Source organism: Pseudomonas solani (genome assembly GCF_026072635.1).
Taxonomy (GTDB): Bacteria; Pseudomonadota; Gammaproteobacteria; order Pseudomonadales; family Pseudomonadaceae; genus Metapseudomonas; species Metapseudomonas solani.
This window is the reverse complement of sequence record NZ_AP023081.1, coordinates 300,749-319,963: the sequence shown is the minus strand read 5'-3', so window position 1 is coordinate 319,963 and position 19,215 is coordinate 300,749. Positions and strand designations below refer to the sequence as shown.

Here is a 19,215-nt window from a genome sequence, read left to right as displayed (position 1 = left end):
ACAGTGAGGTCCAACATGCCGGTCGAGCGCTTCTCCCCCCGAACCACACCCCGCGTTCTTCCGGTCCAGCGCTTCCAGCCAAGCCGCATCGCTGCCGCCATCCTCGTCGGCATGGGCGTGCCTTCGGCCTGGGCCGAATCGAACAACATTGTCGCGGCGGGGGGCTCCTACCTGGTCGGCGACACCGTCATCCACTACGCCGGCACGGCGACCAATATCGCCACCAAGGGCTCGGTGACGGACATCACCACCGAAACGGTGCGTGGCCAGACCGGCTTCAACTCCTTCAGCCACTTCCAGGTGGGCAGCGGCAATACCGTCAACCTCTACGTGCCCGGTGGCGCCAGCAACCTGGTGAACCTGGTGCACGACTCGCGCGTCGTCATCAATGGCACCCTCAATGGCGTGCTCGCCGATGGCAACCGCATCGGCGGCCATATCATCTTCGCCGACCCCCATGGGCTGGTGGTGGGCGCCAGTGGCGTGGTCAACGTCGGCAGCCTGACCATCACCACGCCGTCCACCCAGCAGATGCAGCAACTCTCCGGCGCCGTCGGCACCCTGTCGGCGGACGGTACCGCGCGCCTGGTGGACGACCTGCGCAACGGCCTCTACAACGACGCCGGTTCGCTCACCGACTACACCGGCACCGAGCGCGGCAAGGTGGAGATCAAGGGCCGGGTCAACGCCGTGGGAGCGGTCAACATCTTCGGCGCCGCCGCCGTGGTGGCCAATGGTGCCCGCATCGAAGGTGGCAAGGACATCGCCGACGCGGTGTTCCGCGGCACGGTGAACACCGAGGGCCTGGCGGTGGGGCAGGCCGTGGCGCGCGCCGATGGCGCCGTGCGCATCGTCGGACGCGATTCGGCGACGGTATCCGGCGAACTCGCGGCCCTGATGGCGGACGGCAGCGGCGCCAACGTTTCGGTGTCCGGCGGCCAGAGCCTGGAGCTCACCGCGACCGCCAACATCTCCACCCAGGGCGCTGCCGGCAAGAACGGCGGCAAGATCGCCCTCGAGGCCAGCACCGTCAATTTGCGCACGGGCTCGACCCTGAGCACCCGCGCCAGCGGTGCCGGCCGCTCGGGGGACATCCAGGTCAGCGCCGTCAGCGATGGCGGTTGCACCTTCTGCGAAGGCGACCAGGTGCAGACGGTCGCCGAGCTCACCGACAGGCTGAGCAAACAGCCCAACACCTTGCTGGCGCCGGAGCGGGGCGTGGCCAGCGTCAATATCGAGAAGGGCGCGGTGCTCGATGCCAGCCATGCCGAGGAATCCAGGCAGGGCGACATCAAGGTCAGCGCCACGGCGATCAGCCGGCAACTGGGGGGCTACTCCGCCGCCGATGCCAGCGTGAAGGTGGCGGGCACCCTCAAGGGCAACGACATCAGCCTGGCCAGCAATGCCGTGGCCATTGTCGATCCGTCGCGGCTCGGCACGCTCTTCGACAGTGCCGCGATCAAGGCGGACGTGCTGCGCATCAAGAATGAGAACGGCTGGTCCGACGAGGCGGCCTGGGGCAAGGTGATCGGCGACCTCATCAAGCCGATCACCGGCATCGGCTCGCTGAACGATCCCGACCAGCTCAAGGCCCTCGGCGTCGACCCGGCCGACTTCAGCGAGCTGACGGCGCTCATCCCTTTCCTGGCGGTCTCCATCGCCCAGGCCGACTCCACGGTCGAAGTGCTCGATGGTGCCAGCCTGCAGGCCAGCCGCTCCCTGCTGGTCAAGGCCGACAGCACCCGCAACGTCGGGACCGAAAGCTTCTCCATTCCCGTGGTGCAGAGCCTCATCCCGTTCAACGCCGGCGTCGTCTTCGGACGCATCAGCGGGGCGACCCGTGTCGAGGTCAAGTCGGGGGCCGTGCTCAAGGGCGGGCAGGGCATCGCCGTACAGGCCCACAGCGAGAACAAGCTGGATGTGAAGGCCGAGGCGTCCAACGGCCATGATGCCGAAGGCAAGCCGGCGACCACCACCGGCTTCGCCGCCGCCATGGCCAATACGGCACTGACCACCACCGCGCAGGTGAACGCCGGCGCCTCGCTGAACACCCGTGGCGACGTCAGCGTGCTGGCGCTCAGCGAACAGGACATCAGCAACACGGCCAGTTTCAAATCCATCGGCAACGGTGCCGCAGGCGGCGCGGTGCTCGCCCTCAGCGTGCTCGACAGCGACACCCGGGCGGCCTTCGATGCCAACCTCAGCGGTGCGCGCAACCTCAACGTCAGCGCCACCAACCTGGTATCCCGCCAGCACAACGAAGCCACCTCGCAGGCCGGCAAGAGCCTGGCCGACTTCATCAAGTTCCGCGCCATGGGCACGGTCGACCCGATCAAGAACTTCGTCCTCAGCAAGTTCAAGGAGGTCAACCCGACCCAGCCCAGCGACAGCAAGTTCCGCCTCGCCGCCTCCCTCGCCCTGGTCGTCAGCGACCAGCAGGCCGAGGCGAGCATCGGCAAGGGCAGCCAGCTGAGCCTCAGCGGCGACCTCAGCCACACAGCGCTGCAGGAGATCCGCAACCTGCACAACCTGTCCAACAGCACGGTCAATGGTTCCAAGCGCGGCTCGGACCAGAACGACTACTCCCTGAGCATGGCGGTGGCCATCGCCACCCTCAACCAGGGCACCCGCGCCCTGGTGGGGGACGGCGCGCAGATCGCCGCGCAGCGCATCGGCATCGGCGCCAACTACATCCAGCCGCTCAACCTGAATGGCTTCGACCGCTGGAGTTCGCTAAGCGACATCGGCAAGCGAATGATCAGCCTTTCGGGCTGGCCCAGTGACCTGGCGGGCAAGTTCTCGACGCAATACGCCAACTCCCAGGGCAGCTCCGACGAGCTGGCGATCACCGGCTCCGTCTCGGTGCTCACCAACCTGGTGGACACCCGCGCCTGGGTCGGTGACAAGGTGCGCCTGGATGCGCTGACCACCGGCGAGCAGCCCTGGCAGAGCAGCCCGCTGGCCCAACTGGCGGAGCGCCGTGATGGCAAGGGCCAGCTCATCCCGCTCAGCGCCATGGCCAGCGACCGCCGCTGGGACTGGGCGCAGCCCATTACCGTGGCCGCCGGCAACCAGCTCGGGCAACTGGCGATCGCCGGCAATATCGGCATGTTCCTGTTCGGCACCAACGTCGGCGGCGAGGCGGCGTCCCCCTCGGACGGCAAGCCCACGGCCCTGGGCGGAGCGCTCAACGTGCAGACCGTTTCCAGCAAGGCGGTGGCGGGCATCGGTGCGCAGTCCGTGGTCAAGGCCGGCGGTGTCCAGGTCCAGGCGCTGCAGGACGACCTGATCCTCGCCATCAGCCCCTCGGCGGGGTCCGGCGTCAGCGCTGCGGCCAACGGCGCGGCGGTGGCCAATACCCTGACCTCCACCGTCAACGCCTCCATCCACAACACCGCCAGCGTGGAGGCGGGGCGTGTCGGTGTGCAGGCCGAGCACCGCCTGGGCCTGTGGACCGCATCCGGGGCCGTGGCCTTCGGCGCGGGGGCCGGCGTCGGCGGCGGGCTGGCGCTCAATGTGCTGACCACCGACGTCGACGCGCTGGTGGGCAACAACCGCAACTGGCGCCCCTCGGTGATGGGCCAGGGGCTCGACGCCAGCGGCAAGGGCATCTGGAAGGCCAACCTGCTGGACGTGCAGGCACTCAGTTCCGGGCAGAGCGGCGCCTTCGCCATCGCCGGGGCCGTGGTCAAGGGCAAGGAAGAGAAGAAGCAGCAGGAGGACGCCACCCAGAAGGCGGGGGACATCGGCAAGCCCACGGTGGAGCTGGCGGACAGCTTCGGCCAGGCGCTGTTGCAATCCATCACCCTGGGCGTGGTCAACGTCACCCCGGCCCTCAGCTCCCTGGCCAGTACGGCTGGCAAGGTCAAGGACGCTGTCAGCGAGGCGCCCTCGAAGATCGCCAGCGGCTGGGACAGCATTAAAAAGATGTTCGGCAAGCAGGATGCCGGCTCCGGCCCCGATGGTGGCGGCAGCGATTCCGGCGGGCAGGGCAAGGGCTTCTCCATCGCCGCTGCCGGCTCGAGCAGCATCAACGTTTCCCGCCAGCGCAGCCGGGCCGACCTCGGTGACATCGTCCTCGACCCGCGTGACCCGGCCCAGGGCGGCAGCAAGGTCCAGGTCCTGGCGCTCAACCAGACCCATCAGTTCAGCGGCTCCGGGGCCGGGGCGCTGACCCTCGCCGGCAAGCAGAAGAGCGAGTCGAGCTCCGCACTCTCGGGTGCGCTGGCCTACAACCACCTGATGAACGAGACCGATGCCCGGGTCGGCAACGTCCTGCTGCGTGGCAACGACCTGCTCCAGGTCCAGGCCCTCAGCGCCGGGGACCAGATCGCCATGGGCCTGGGCCTGGCCGCAGCCACGGCGGGCAGCGAGACCAACGTGGCGGTGGCGCTCTCCGGCTCGGCGGCCTATATGGGCAACCGCACCCGTGCGCGGGTGGAGAACAGCCAGGTGGAGCAACGCGAGGCGGCGCCCGGCAGCATCGAGGTGAGCGCCTACGACCGGGCCCGGGTCATGCTCGGCGGCGGCGCCTTCGCCGGCAGCAAGGGCAATGGCGGCAGCGCCGGCGGCTCGCTGGTGGTGGGCGTGCTGGCCAATGAGCTGGCCGCCGAATGGCTGGGCAGCAGCGCCAGCCACTTCGCGCGCATGGATGTCGCCGCCGCCAGCGCCTCGCGGGTGCTGGCCGGCGCCCTGGCCGGGGCCGTCAGCACCGGCAGTGACAGCGGCGCGGGGCGGGATCGTTGCTGGCGCTGGTGCTGGCCAACCAGGTCAAGGCGCGCATCGACGCCTATTCGCCCACGGGGGGCGGCAGCCCCGTGCTGTCGTCGTTGCAGGGCGGTGCGTTGAACCTGACCGCACAGAGCGTTTCCGGCGCTTCCGCGCTGGACGCCCGGTTCGCCGGCGCAGCGGATGCGACGCTGCTGGACAGCGGCCTGGACCTGGGCGGCGGCACGACCGTCTCCGCCATCCAGGTCAAGGGCGATGTGGACAAGGACCTGCTCAACGGCAAGCAGGGCCCCGGTGACCTGTTCGACGGCGATATCGCCGGCGAGGCGGTGCTGGCCGTGGCCGGCAGCCTCGGGGCGTCGGGTGGCAAGGCTGGCGTGGGGGGCTCCCTCGCGCTGGTCTACGCCGGCAGTGGCTACACCGCGAAGCTGGCCAACAGCCAGGTCGATCTCAGTGGCGACCTGACCATCGCCGCCCGGCACAGCGCCGATGTGCTGGCCGCCGCGGTATCCGGGGCCGGCAGCGCCGAGGCGGGCGTGTCCGGTTCGGCCACCGCGCTGATCGGGCGCGGCACCGTGCTCGCCGGGCTGGACATGGGCGACCGCACCCTCAAGGCGAGGAACCTCGGCATCAGCGCCGAGCGCAGCGGTGGCCAGTACTCCCTGGCCGGCAACATCACCGGCAGCAGCGGCTCGACCGCCGTCGGCGGCGCCGTGGGCATCAGCGACATGCAACAGCGGGTCGAGGCCCTGCTGGAGAAAGGGCGCTACCAGTTGGGGGGCGACCTGACCCTGGACGCGTCGCAGCAGAGCCGCATCATCAGCGCCGCGATCTCGGCGGCGGTCACCTCGGGCAATGTCGCGGTGGGCGGCGCGCTGACCTTCAACCGCATCGCCGACTCCACCCAGGCCCTGCTGCGCAACGCCCGGGTGGGCGCCGACGACCTGGTCATCCGCACGAGCCAGGCCGGGCAGGGCGCGCTGATCGGCTCGCTGGCCTTCAATCTGGCGGCCAGCGGCAGCAATACCGGGGTCGGCTCGGCCATCGCCATCAACCTCATCGAGGCGACGCGCCAGGCGTCGCTGAGTGACAGCGATGTCGAACTCACCGGCTCGGCGAAGCTGTCGTCGGGGCTCGATGGCCAGATCTGGGGCGTCGGTGTCAACGCCGTCGGGGGCAGCACGGCTGGCGTCGGCGGCTCCGTGGTGGTCAACAACATCGACGGCAGCGACAGCGTCACGATCTCCGGGGCTCCCTGCGCACCAGCGGCAGCGGCAAGGCCCTCGTACTGGACGCGGCCCAGGGCCAGGGGATGTTGATCGCCTCGCTCTCCGGCCAGGTGACCGGCTCGGGCAATACCGGCGTGGGTGGGGCGTTCTCCGTGAACCGCATCGGTACCCAGCGCAGCGCAGCCATCGACAAGGGCACTATCAACGGCTTCTCCAGCGCGGCGCTGAGCGCCAGCCTCGACCAGGCCATATACGCCGCTGCGGTGTCCGGTGCCGGAGCCAGCACGGCGGCGATCTCCGGCTCCTCCACCAGCAACGTGATCGAAGGGGGCGAGAAGGCCGGTATCAGCGCCAGCCACCTGGAGGTGGGCAGCCTGGAGTTGAATGCGAGCCGCGGCAACCGCGAGATCTGGAGCCTGGCCGGCTCGGTCGGCGGCGCCGGCAACGTCTCGGTCGGCGTGGCCAACGCCAACAACGTGATCCTGGCGCAACGCATCGCCCAGGTCAGCGACAGCACCCTGAAGCTCGGTGGCAAGCTGAGCCTGCTCAGCGGCGGCTCTTCGGGAATCCGCTCCCTGGCCATTGGTGGCGCCGGTGCCGGCTCGGCGGCGGTGGGCGCGTCCCTGGCGATCAACGTGATCAAGGGCGAGGAGCGGGCCAGCCTGGACGACAGCACGGTGTCCGGCGCCAGCGGGGTGAAGATCAGCGTCAGCGAGGGGGCGGCCGATATCTACACCGGGGCCGGCAACCTGCAGGTCGGCGGCAGCGGTGCGGGCGCCGGAGCGGTCGCCATCAGCACCATCGAGCAGCAACGCATCGCGCGGGTCCGCGCCAGCACGGTGGATGCCGGCACCTCGTCGGTGGAGGTCTCGGCCGTCACCGATGGCAGCATCCGTACGCTGGCGGTCAGCGGCAGCGTCGGCGGCACGGGAGCTGTCGCGCTCTCCAACGCCAGCAACAACATTGGCGCGGTGACGCGCGCGCAGATCGACGGCAGCGCCGGCGTGGCCGGTGTGCTCAAGGTCAAGGCAGAGGATCGCTCCAGCATCGCGGCGCTGTCCGGCGGCGCAGCCGGTGCCGGCACGGCTGCCGTGGGCGTGGCGACCTCGGTCAACCGCGTGGCCAGCCAGGTGGAGGCCCGGTTGCTCGGGCACAACGGCACCCAGGGCTGGAGCCTGAGCGACCTGAGCCTGGACGCGCACTCCGCCGCCACCATCCGCTCGGCATCCATCAGCGGTGCGGTGTCCTCCACCGCTTCGGTCGGCGGGTCGGCCGCCACCAACGTCATCCAGAGTTCCGCCCGGGCCTTCATCGAACAGGGCGCCTGGGTCCTGGCCCGCAACAACGTCGGCGTATCGGCCCGCACCACCGATCAGATCAGCGGCGCGGCCGGTGCCTTCATGGGCAGCGGCACCGCGTCTGTCGGCGGCTCCGCCACGGTCAACGTCATCGAGAGCAGCACCACCGCCGGGATAACCGGCGCGGAAACCCGCGTCAGCGCCCTCGCGTTGGGCGCTGCCGCGACGATCGATAACGGTGTGCTGCTCAACGGGCCCAGCAAGGATGCGCGCCTGTGGAGCAACGCCGAACAGTTCAACCCCATTCCCGGCCTCGCCCTGGGGGCCCGGCAGTTCCGCGGGCTGGCCGTGCAAGCCAGCTCCGTCCAGCAGGTGGGCCAACTGGCGGCGGCGGGGTCGGTTTCCTTCGTGCCGCTGTACAGCGCTTCGGTCGCGGCACTGGGTAACAGCAACGTGATCGGCGGGGTCACCCGCGCCAGCATCGAGTCCGCCCAGATCAACCAGGCCGACGGCGCCGATGCCGCCCAGCAGGTGCTGGTGGGTGCCGCCAGCCATGCGCTGAGCTCCGGCTACCTGGCCAGCGGGGCTCTAAGCCTCGGGGTTGCGGCGGTGGCGGGTGCGCTGGACAGCACCGTCATCCAGCGCCAGACCCAGGCCGTCATCAGCAGCGCGCGGGTATCGAGTCGCGGAGCGACCGAGGTGCGTGCCGGCTCCACCCAGTTCGCCAGCACCGTCCTGGCCAGCGCGGCGGGCGCCATCGTGGGCGGCGCCGGCAACGTGGCACTGATCATCGCCAAGGGCACCACCGAGGCGCGGGTGGACAAGGGCAGTGACCTGGACGTTGGCAGCCTGCGGGTGAGCGCCGATGCGCTGCAGCAGTTCAGTGCCAATGCCCTGGCCCTGGCGGGCGGCCTGGTGGGCGTGGGCGCCAACTTCGGCCTGGTGCTCGACCAGGCGCTGACCCGTGCCTGGGTCGGCGAGGCTCCCGGTGCGCCGGACAGCCTGGCCGACACCCGGGTACGTGCCGGGTCGGCCAGCGTGCTGGCCACTGGCACGAGCGAGCTCCATAGCAACCTGGTGGGGGCGGCGGCAGGCGGTGGCGCCGTTGCCGGTTCGGCCCTGGTGCAGGTCGTTGAAACCACCACGGAGGCGGGAGCGGGCCAGGCTCAGTTCGGTACCGCGGCCAACCCGTTGGGGGACCTGAACATCGTCGCCCATGACAACCTGCGGGTGACCGGCAACGTCGGCTCGGGCGTGGTCGGTGCGGCCGCACTGGGGGCCTCAGCCAACGTGGTAGTGGCCAACAGCGCCACCCGTGCGCTGCTCGATCGCAGCAGTGTGCAGGCCGCCTCGCTGGCGGTGGACGCGCTACGTGAAGGGTATGCCGAGCTGTTGACGACCTCGGGCGGCCTTGGTTTCGCCAGCCTCAGCGGCAGCATCGGCCTGCTGCTACTGGGCAGTGGCGCCACCCAGGTCGGCACCGGCGACGCGGCCGTGGACCCGCTGAGCTATCTGGACAAGGACGGCAAGGGCACGCTCGCCAGCCTCGACACGATCACCGGCAAGGGACAGGTCGCGGAGCTGAGCCACGAGGAGGTGGTCTGGGACGCTGCAAGCCAGGGCTATGTCCGCGTCAGCGTGAAGGACGACCAGGACCTGGCCCGCGTCAATGCCAGCTCCACCGTCACCGTCAGTGACCGGTTGCGGGGTAACACCCCGCGCACCCACGAAACCGTGGCGCGTGTCAGCGACAGCCAGGTCAGCCTCAGCGGCGCTGCGCGGGTGACGGCCGAAGACCGCCTCGCCAGTCGCAACCAGGCCGGCAGTGCCGGCCTCGCCGGCGGTGCCTACGGTGCGGCCATGGCGTTCAGCCTCTCCAATGCCCAGGTGGTCGCGGAGCTGTTGAACGGCAACCTCAAGGCCGCCAGCCTGGCGATCCGGGCTGCCGCCAGCGACAAGGCCATCGCCGGGCAGGATGGCGATTACACCCACGCGATGTTCGTCCACGCCTTGAGCGGCCAGGCCGCCGCGCTGGGCGCGGTGGGCGGCGCCGTGGCGGCCGCGGTGCTCAACAACGGCGTGAGTGCGTCCTTGGGTGGCGCGGTACAGGTCAGCGGCGACATCGAGGGCCGGGCCGTCGATACGCAGGCGCTGGATGTCCAGGCTTCCGGCCTGGCGGTGGGTGGCCTGGCGGGGGCCGGCCTGGTGCTCGGGGTGGCGGCCCATGACAGCCGCGTCAGCCTCGACGTGGCGGCGAATGCCGCGCTGCGCGCCGGCAATGTCCTCCTTTCCGCCCTGGCGGCGGGGCCGGTCAAGGTGCAGGGCTGGGGGAGCAGCGGCGGCATCCTGGGGGCTTGAACGCCGTGGTGCTGCTGGCGCGCGATGCCTCCCAGGCGAAGCTGATGGTGGGGCGCGGTGCGGCGCTGATCGCCACGCAGGCGCTCGACCTGGATGCCCAGGTGCGCAGCCGCCTGCAGGCCATCAGCGAGGGTTATGCACTGGGCGGCCTGCTGTCGGCGGGCGGCAGCCTGGTGGACAGCCTCAACAGCGCGGTCGCGGAGCTGGGCGTGGGCAGCGATGTGCAGCTCGCCGCAACCCAGGGACAGCTGCGCAGCCGGGTGCTGCGTGATGGCGATACCGACAGCTCCAACGTCAAGGCGCAAAGCCTGGCGGGTGGCGTGGGCCTCTCGGCCAATGCCGCCGTGGCCACGGCCCGTTCCCTGAGCAAGGCATTGCTGCATACCGATGCGAGCAGTCGTTTCGGTGGCGCGGCGGGCGGCAACTGGACCTTCCTCGCCGAGACCGACGTTCGCCAGCGTGCCTATGCCGATGGCAAGCTCGGCGGCCTGCTCGCCCTGGGGGCCACGGTGGCGCAGGCCCTGTCCCAGTCGCAGACCCTGGCCGAGGTGGCCGGGCATTTCGAAAGCGCCCTGGGCAGCCTCAAGGTCAGCGCCCTGGGCAGCCAGGACAACCAGGCCGAGGCCCGGGCCGGGCAGGGCGGCCTGGTCAGTGGCGCCGCCGCCGTCGGCAAGACCGCCGACAGCAGCCGCACCCTCGCCAGCCTGTGGGCACGCGGTGCCCAGGACGGCGTGATGAAGGTCGGCAGCCTGGCGCTCAGTGCGCTGCAGCAGTCGCGCTTCAACAGCTTCGTCGACAGCACCAGCGCGGCGCTGCTCGGGGTGAGCGGCGCCCATGCACAGAACGACCTCGACCTGGCCACCAGCGCGCTGCTGCTGGACGGCGCCCGGATCGAGAGCCAGGGCTACAGCCAGAGCGCACGCGCGCTGGTGAGCAAGCCCCAGGCGACGGCCTACAACGTGCAGTCCGGCTCCGGCGGCGTGCTGGATGCGGCGGCGGCGCGCAGCCTCACCTCCATTGCCCTGGATACCCGCAGCCTGGTCGGCAACGATGTGCGGCTGCGCGTGGAGGGTGACTGGCGCAATCCGCAGAAGCTGGAGATCCAGGCGTTCAACCGGGTCGATGCCTATGACCGGGTGAAACTCGACAGCGGCGGCGCGATCAGCATCGCCCGGGCCGAGTCGTCGATCGATGTGCTCAAGAGCAACGCCGAGGCCCGGATCGGTGAGCGGTCGGACCTCTACAGCGTGGGCGACCTGGTGCTCGCCGCCAGTGGCGCCTATGCCATCGACAGCAACGCCAATGCCAAGACCTACGGGGCCGCAGGCGCGGCCAGCGGCAGCAGCCTGGCCCGGGTGAAGGCCGACTACCTGGCCCAGGTGCGTGGCAACGCGGCGTTGTTCGCCTACGGCGACCTGCGCCTGCTGGCCGGCCATGGCCTGGACGGCGCGGTCAACCGTGCCGAACTCACCGCACGCACCGACCTGTGGAACAACACCGCCTTCCCGGTGGTGACGGACCCCGCAGCGGCGGCGGAATACATCCGCAGCAGCAACCTGCAGGTGGAGGCCGGCAGCGGCCTGCGCAGCGTGGGTGACATCCATGCGTATGCCGGCCAGGGCCAGGGCGTGCTCTCCGGCAAGGGCGTGGGCAGGGACCTCTATCGACAGGCCGCGGCGGACCTGCTGGGGGCGATCGTCGGCCAGGTATCGCTGGACATCACCGGTGGCGGCACGCGCAACGAGGCGCAGGGCCTGGTGCGCATCGACGGCCAGCTCGACGCCGGCGTCTACAGCCAGCGCAAGCTGGTGATCAGTGGGCTGAAGTATCTGCTCGATGGCAAGGAAGTGGACCCGGCCAGCCTCAATGCCTCCACCCGGGGCACCCTGACCGTGGTGCCGGTGATGCAGGAGGCCAGCGACGGCATCACCTGGACCCTGAGCCAGGGCGAGTACTCGCAACTGCTCACCCGGCGTTTGCAGGAGTTGAATGATCGCCTGTCCAACTACGGCATCTCCGCCGTCGAGCGTGCGGCCTTCGAGGCCGAGCGCACGCTGCTGAACAAGACCCTGGCCCGGCTCTACGAGCAGATCGGCGGCAAGGTGGTGGACAAGCCCGGTGCCATCTCGGGCGAGGGCACGCTGCCCCAGGGCCTGAAGATCTGGCTGCTGGAGATCGACCCGGTGCTGGCCAAGCCGGGCAACATCCTGGTCCAGGGCGATGCCCTGATCGGCAGCGGCAAGCTCAATGCACCGGGCGACGCGAAGATCGAGATCATCAACAACAGCGAGGCCTTCCTCAGCCTGAAGGGCCTGGAGATTCCCGACCATGTCGGCGGCCAGCTGCTGTTCAACGGCGCCAGGATGTCCGGCAATACCAGCATCCGCAGTGCCAACAAGCCCGGCACCGGCACGGTGTCGTTCGCCAGCATCACGGTCGCCGAGAACTCGGCCGCGCCGCGCATCCTGGTGCAGAACCTGCGCAACCCCGCCGACAATCCCAAGGACGTCTCCGGCCTGAGCATGCCGGCGGCCGACATCTACGTGAACGGCAGCCTGCTGAACAAGCGTGGCGAGATCGAGCTCAGCGCCAAGTACGGCAGCATCTACGCCAATGCCGATATCCGTGCGCAGAAGCTCAGCCTGAGCGCCGGACAGGACTTCGTCCTCAACAATCCCAATGCCTTCGTGCATATCGGTGGAGACCCGGCCAGCAACAACAACGGCAGCACCCTCTACAACAACGGTTCCGCCACGGTCGCCGGGCAGAACGTGGTGATCAACGCGCTCTACCTGAACATCAACGGCCTGATCCAGAGTGGCGTGGCGGATTGGCGCGTGACCATCGACGAGTCGCGCTTCGCCAATCTCGACAGCCTGCGCTCGCAGGCGGTCGGCAACCGGCTGCAACTGGTGCAGACCGACGCGCGCACCGGCACGCTCGGCTATGCCTGGGACTTCGACAGCAACAGCATCGTGCTGGACCAGGTGCAGGTGGGCGGGGGCTACATGGAGCTGACCGGGCACATCCTCAGCACGGGCAAGGGCCAGCTCAAGGTGCTCGACGGCTTCAGCCAGGTGCACATCACCAACAACACCAGTCGTCGCCTGGAAATCGCCGGGCTCGACCTGGGCAACGGCGTCGAAGGCACCCTGCGCATCAACGACCTGGGGCGTGGCGAGAACGGCCAGCAGATCGGTGGCGAGCGTCTCTGGTCCACCGTCTATACCCGCGTGGGCGACCAGGTGCAGCGCTACGAAGGCTGGAGCAACGGCCCGTTGACCCTCAAGGGCAGCAGCGCCGGACGCGATGCGACCTACACCACCACGGCGGGGCGTTCCTATGTCTGGCTGACGGGGCGCGACGACAGCACCACCACCACTCGCCAGGAATACTGGGATGCCTTCTGGGGTTTCATCCCCACCGGGGACGGCACCCTGGCCTGGGAGAACACGGTCAAGGGGCAGAGCACGGCGATCCCGGGTGCGGAGTACATGGGCTCCACCAGCGGGCTGTACAGGATCGACAAGAACCTGATTCGCAATTACCGCTTCGTCGATGACGCCCAGCTCAACGCGATCATGCAGGGCTACGCATTGCAGTTGGCCGACCAGGATCCGGACAACTCGATCCTGGCGGCCTTCCGGGTTGGCATCGGCCAGGGTGAGATCGCCCGCGTCAACGAGACCTACACCACCAAGGACCCGGTCAAGATCAACGAATACAGCGGTGGCTACTGCCAGGCGCACTTCATCTGGTGCCAGATCTACCGGACCACCAAGACCACCGTCTACAGCTCGGGCAGCAAGGAGATCAACCGCTATGCGGTGCAGGCCGACCGGCCCATCGACATCAGCTTCATCGGCAGCGAAAGCGGGCTGATCGACCTCATCTCCAAGGGCTCGGTCACCCTGCGCGGCTCGATGTACAACCTCAGCGGCAGCACCTCGATCAAGGTCGACGGCGCCCTGGAGCAGAACAGCGACAACCTGGTGATCGCGGCGCGCGACCTGGACCTGGACGCCGGGCAGTCGATCGGCAGCCGCGAGCAGGCCCTGCGTGTCGAAGCGACCCGCAGCCTGGGCGCCTCCAGTCGCAACGGCAGCATCGACCTCAAGGCGCTCAACGGCGGGGTCAACCTCAGCCGCCTGAGCGCGGGTGGCGAGCACATCGGCCTCAGCGCCCAGGGCGACATCCTCGGCATCGGTGGCATGACGGTGACCGGCAACGCCATCGAGCTGGTTTCCACCCATGGCAGCGTCGGCAGCGCCGGTCATGCACTGCGCCTGGACTCCGGCAACGGCGCCAAGGGCCTGGTGCGCGCCAGCGCGGTGGGGGACATCCAGCTCGAGGAAGTGGGGGGGGATCTCTGGCTGGATCAGCTCAAGGCCGGTGGCGATGTCTGGGTCAAGGTGGCCTCGGGCAACCTCTATGACGGCAACAGCGAGCTGGGCTACGACGACCGCGCGCTCGAGGAGCTGCAGCGGCTCTGGACGAGCATGGGGCTGACCGGAAGCGCGGCCGAGGAGGCCATGGCGCAGCAGCGCGGCGCCCTGATCAAGGCCGGGCAGCAACGCTATGCCCAGTACTGGCGCCTGCGCCAGGGGGGCGAGGTGGCGTTCGACGCGAGCCAGGCCGCCTTCAGCGCCGGCCAGCGCGAGCAACTGGCAGGCCTGGGCTGGAGCGAGCAGCGGATCGCCAGCGAGGAGGCCCGGCGCATGGCCGACTACCAGGCGCTGCATGCCACCTACGGCGGAACCACCTACGACCCGAACTTCACCTATCAGCTGCAGGATGCCGAGCTCAGGAGCCTCGAGCAGACGGCCACGTGGAGCGAGGACCAGTTGCGCTACTCCATCGCCGCCAGCCTGCTGCGGCGGGACGACGGCGGCTCGGTGGTACGCGAGGCCAATAACATCGAAGGGCGCAATGTCACCCTGGAGGCGTCGCGCATCGGTCGCCTCAAGGCGGATGCGATCGTCATCGACCTGAGCAAGACCGCCTCGCTCACCAACGAGCAGCGCGCCGCCCTGGCGTCCGCCGAGCGCGACGACATCGAGTTCGATGCCGGCAACCCGCTGCTGATCCGGGTCGCGCAACGCGACGATGTCAACGTCAAGGCCAGTGGCACCCTGACCGCCACGGCCCAGAGCGACCTGTTCCTCGGCGGCGACCAGGACTTCAACGTCTTCGCCCTCGACGGCCGCAGCATCAGCCTGAAGACCGATGGCAGCATCGAGAGCGCCAATGGCGACAAGGTGGTGATCCGTGGCCACGACGTGACCCTGGAGGCGACCGGCGGCGCCATCGGTGGCAAGCAGGCACTGAACTTGGCGGTCACCGGAGACCTCACCGCCCGGGCACGGTTGCTGGACCTGGTCCAGCACGGCGACCTCAGCCTCGATCGCCTGACCGGCGTCGAGCGCCTGTCGCTGCAGGTGCTGGGCAACCTGCGTTCGGCCAGCCAGCTGGGCGAGAACCTGTTGGGCGGCCAGATCGATCTCAAGGTCAGCGGCACCACCGGTGCAGTCGGGCAGCGGCTGCAACTGGGCACCGGTTCCGCCTCGCAGCAGATCAACCTGGACCTGGGCGGCGACGCCTGGCTCGGTGGCTTGCAGGGCCTCGCCAGTCAACCGGGCGTATTGCGCCTGGGCACCCTGAGCGTGGACGGCACGCTCGACCTGGCTCAGGTCGGCGAGTTGCACCAGGGTGGCCAGTGGCAACTCGGCGGCCTGGTGGCGGACATCGCCGGTGGCTGGTCGACGGTCGATGGTGCCAGCCTGCAGGCCCGCCACGGCATGAGCCTCACCAGTGGCGGCGACGTGCGGCTGGGCGATGTGACCATCGCAAGCGGCGACCTGAATATCCAGGCCGCCAGCCTGGCCGGGCTCGCCGCTGGCAGCCGCTGGCAGGCCGACGGCGTGCTGCGGCTCTCCGCCCTTGGCGACATCGGCTCGCAGGCCCAGGGCATCGAGCTGGCGGCCCGGCGCCTCGAGGTGGACAGCGCCACCGGGGCGCTGTACCTGGCCCTGGCGGCCGGCATCCAGGGCGGCAGCCTGGACAGCGGTGCAGGTCAGTGGCTGCGTTCCCTGGGCAACCTGAAGCTCGATCGGGTGAGCAGTGGCGACGGCGTCCAGCTGCGCGGCAATGGCCGGGTCGAACTGGGTGCGCTGAGCGCCCAGCGGGACCTGGACCTGGCGGGCGACGCGCTTGGCATCGACACCCTGCGCAGCCACCTCGGCGGCCTCCGGGCCCAGCTGGCCGGGCAACTGCGCATCGACGAACTGGACGTCGCCGGCACCGGCGACCTGCACAGTGCGTCCGCGACCCTCGGGACCGCGAAGTTCGGTGGTGCGCTGGTGCAGTCCCATGATGGCGACCTGCAGGCAGACGCTTTGTACGTCGGCGGCGGCTGGACGCTGGAGGCCGCCTCGGCGCGTCTTGGCAGCGCCAGCGTGACCGGGCAGGTCAGGCAGACCCTGGCCGGCGCCCTCGACCTCGAACGCCTGGATGCCACTGGCGGATGGACCCTGGATGCGGGCCGCAGCGAGATCGGCAGCGCCAAGGTCGGCGGAGCGGTGGACATGACCCTGCGCGACGGCCTGCGACTCGGCAGCCTGGAGGCAGGGCAGGGCTGGAACCTGCGTGGCACCGACGCCCAGGTCACCCGTGCGGAGGTGCAGGGCGCGGTGCAGCAGGTGCTGAGCGGCATGCTGGACCAACAGGCGCTGCTGGCCGGCGGCGGCTGGACGCTGCAGGCCGCCTCGGCGCGTCTCGGCAGCGCCAGCGTGACCGGGCAGGTCAGGCAGACCCTGGCCGGCGCCCTCGATCTCGAACGCCTGGATGCCACTGGCGGATGGACCCTGGATGCAGGCCGCAGCGAGATCGGCAGCGCCAAGGTCGGCGGAGCGGTGGACATGACCCTGCGCGACGGCCTGCGACTCGGCAGCCTGGAGGCAGGGCAGGGCTGGAACCTGCGTGGCACCGACGCCCAGGTCATCCGTGCGGATGTACGGGGCGCGGTGCAGCAGGTGCTGAGCGGCATGCTGGACCAACAGGCGCTGCTGGCCGGCGGCGGCTGGACGCTGCAGGCCGCCTCGGCGCGTCTCGGCAGCGCCAGCGTGACCGGGCAGGTCAGGCAGACCCTGGCCGGCGCCCTCGATCTCGAACGCCTGGACGCCACTGGCGGATGGACCCTGGATGCAGGCCGCAGCGAGATCGGCAGCGCCAAGGTCGGCGGTGCCGTGGACTTGACGCTGCGCGACGCACTGCTGCTCGGCGACCTGGATGCTGGCGGGCGTCTGCAACTGCGCGGCACCTCTGCACGGCTCGGCAACCTCAGTACCGGCGAGGACACCACCATCGAACTGACTGGCGACCTGGCCCTGCAGCGGTTGCAGGCCAAGGGGGCGCGAGTGCAGGCCGGCAATGCATCGCGGCTTGGCGAGATGGACATCGAGGGTGACCTCCAGGTGCGCGTCGACCACGACCTGCTGCTGGAGCAGGCCCGTGTCGCCGGCCATGCCGCGCTGCTGCACGGCGGAAGCGCGGGCAGCCTGCGCTTCGGCTCGCTGGCCGTGGCGCGCACCCTGCAACTCGAGGGCCTGGGCGACTGGCAGGGCGATGTTGCCGAGGTGCAGGGCGACCTGACGGCCGCTATCGGCAGCGGCGATTTCGGCCGGCTGGAGAGCGCCACCGGCGCGGTCCGCCTGGAGGCGGCGCGTCACCTCGCCGTGGATGACCTGCACAGCCGGCAGCAGGGGTTGGAGCTGAGCGCCGCCAGCGCGGAACTCGGGCGCGCCAGCGCAGCCGGCCTGTTCAGGGTTTCCACCCGTGGCGACCTGGTGCTGAACCAGGGGCGCAGCGGCGGCGACATGAGCCTGGTGACTGCGGCCGGCAGCCTGGGCAACGTGCGGTTCGGCCAGGGCGTGGACCCGAGCGATCCGCAAAGCCTGGTCGCGACTCACCTCGCGAGCGGCGGCAACCTGCTGGTGCAGGCGGACGGCGATGTGCTCGGCGGCAACGCCGAGGCGCAACTGGAGCTGCGCATGCTGGGCCGCAACCTGCGCTTCGGCCGGGTCGCGAGCCTCGGCGAGGACGTCTTCCTGCAGGCCAGCGGCGACGCCCGCCAGGGCCACGGCAACGTGTTCGGGCTTGTGGTGGAGGCGAAGCGGGACATCGGCGTCGTCGCCGGCGGTGACCTGAGCCTGCCCACCGTGTTGTTCGGCGGCACCTACTCGCTGAAGGCCGGGCGCGACCTGGTGGTTGGCGTGGGCGGCGACCTTGACCTCAACGGCGTCGCCGAAGCCGGTCGCGACCTGCGCTTCGACATTGCCGGTACGGTCGCGCTGCAGGGCGTGCGGGCGGGGCGCGACGTCACCATCAACTCGGGCGGGGCGATCCATATCGACCAGTTCGTCGAGGCGGGCGGCAACGTCCTGCTCAAGGCGGACAAGGGCGACGTACGCGTCAGTCGCATCACCTCCACCGGCCTGCATGAAGGCCGCTCGATCGCGGGCGACATCGTCCTGGCGGCGGCTGGCGACATCGCGGTGGCCGAGGTGGAAAGCCGCAACGGGCGCATCCAGGCCGAAGGCGCGAGCCTGCTGCTGGGCGACCTGGTGGCGGCCCGTTCCGTGGACCTGCTGTCCCGTGGCCTGATCCGTGTGGCCACCAGCCGCAGTGGCGGCGACCAGCGCTGGTCGGCTGACGCGGGCATCGCCTTCGAGCATCTGCTGGCCAAGGGGCAGGCCCTACTGGACGGCCTGCTGGACATCCGTGGCACCCAACTGGTCGCCGAACAGGGGGCCGTGCTGCGCGCCGGGGTGAGAGGCGGCGCGGTAGTCGCCTCCAGCATCCATCTGCAGCGGGCCGAGGCACCGAGCCTCAGCCTGTGGGCCGGCGACCTCGTTCGCGTGGCGGACGCGGGGATCGGCCAGCGACTGGATCTGCATGCACGGGACAGCCAGCTCTATGGGCGGCATACCGGGAGTGGCCAGCTCGACCTCTGGGCCGAGGGCAGCGGCGCTGGCCAGGTGGCGCAGACGCTGGCATTGCGCCTGGAGGCCGCCGACATCGTGGCGCCGCGGCTGCATGTGGCCGATGCGCTGATCGACACCACGGCGGCCCGGGTCGATTTGCGCGATGCACGCGGCGTCGAGCGCCTGGAGCTGCGCACGCCCCTGGCCCGGGTACGCATGGACAACGCCAGCCCGAGCTACATGGCGGACGCCGATATCCAGCTGTACGAACTGGACAAGGCGTTCAGCCTGAAGCAGGACAGCCTGCTGTCGAGCACCAACGCCTATGTCCTGCACCGCAAGCTGACCCACCAGGTGGTCGTCCCCAACTTCAGCGCGAGCCACGAGGGCGAAGGGGTGCCCTACGAGGGCATCACGGCGGCCCGCTATGCCGAGCAGCACCTGTCGTCCGGGCTCACCCTGGTACGCCTCGCGTCCCTGCTGGAAGCCGCCCGCCTGCGGGGCGCGGTGGTCACCGTCTGGGCGCCGAGCTGGAGCCAGGTCCCCCTGGATACCCGTATCAACATCGATGTAGCCGATGAGCGGCTGGAAGGAAACGAGGTGGCACATTGGGCGTTGTAA

At 70.0% G+C, this 19,215-nt stretch carries 4 protein-coding genes; all 4 read left to right on the top strand.

Annotation, left to right across the window (positions count from 1 at the left end; genetic code table 11):
* Nucleotides 1-15 precede the first annotated feature (15 nt).
* The 4 genes from PSm6_RS01445 to PSm6_RS01430 are packed head-to-tail and all read left to right on the top strand — an operon-like array spanning nucleotide 16 to nucleotide 19,215.
* Nucleotides 16-4,848 (top strand): leukotoxin LktA family filamentous adhesin, encoded by a 4,833-nt coding sequence (locus PSm6_RS01445; RefSeq protein WP_265169326.1) that lies wholly within the window; start codon nucleotides 16-18, stop codon nucleotides 4,846-4,848.
* Entirely contained in the window at nucleotides 4,743-6,047 is a 1,305-nt protein-coding gene (locus PSm6_RS01440) for an autotransporter outer membrane beta-barrel domain-containing protein (RefSeq protein ID WP_265169325.1), read from the top strand. Before PSm6_RS01445 ends, PSm6_RS01440 begins: the two co-directional genes overlap by 106 nt.
* Nucleotides 6,041-9,613 carry a beta strand repeat-containing protein gene (locus PSm6_RS01435; RefSeq protein ID WP_265169324.1) on the top strand — a complete coding sequence of 1,191 codons (3,573 nt, stop codon included), beginning with the start codon at nucleotides 6,041-6,043 and terminating at the stop codon, nucleotides 9,611-9,613. The genes PSm6_RS01440 and PSm6_RS01435 overlap by 7 nt, the downstream gene beginning before the upstream one ends.
* The gene (locus PSm6_RS01430; RefSeq protein ID WP_265169323.1) at nucleotides 9,610-19,215 is read left to right on the top strand and encodes a hypothetical protein; all 9,606 of its coding nucleotides are present in this window, start codon (nucleotides 9,610-9,612) and stop codon (nucleotides 19,213-19,215) included. The genes PSm6_RS01435 and PSm6_RS01430 overlap by 4 nt, the downstream gene beginning before the upstream one ends.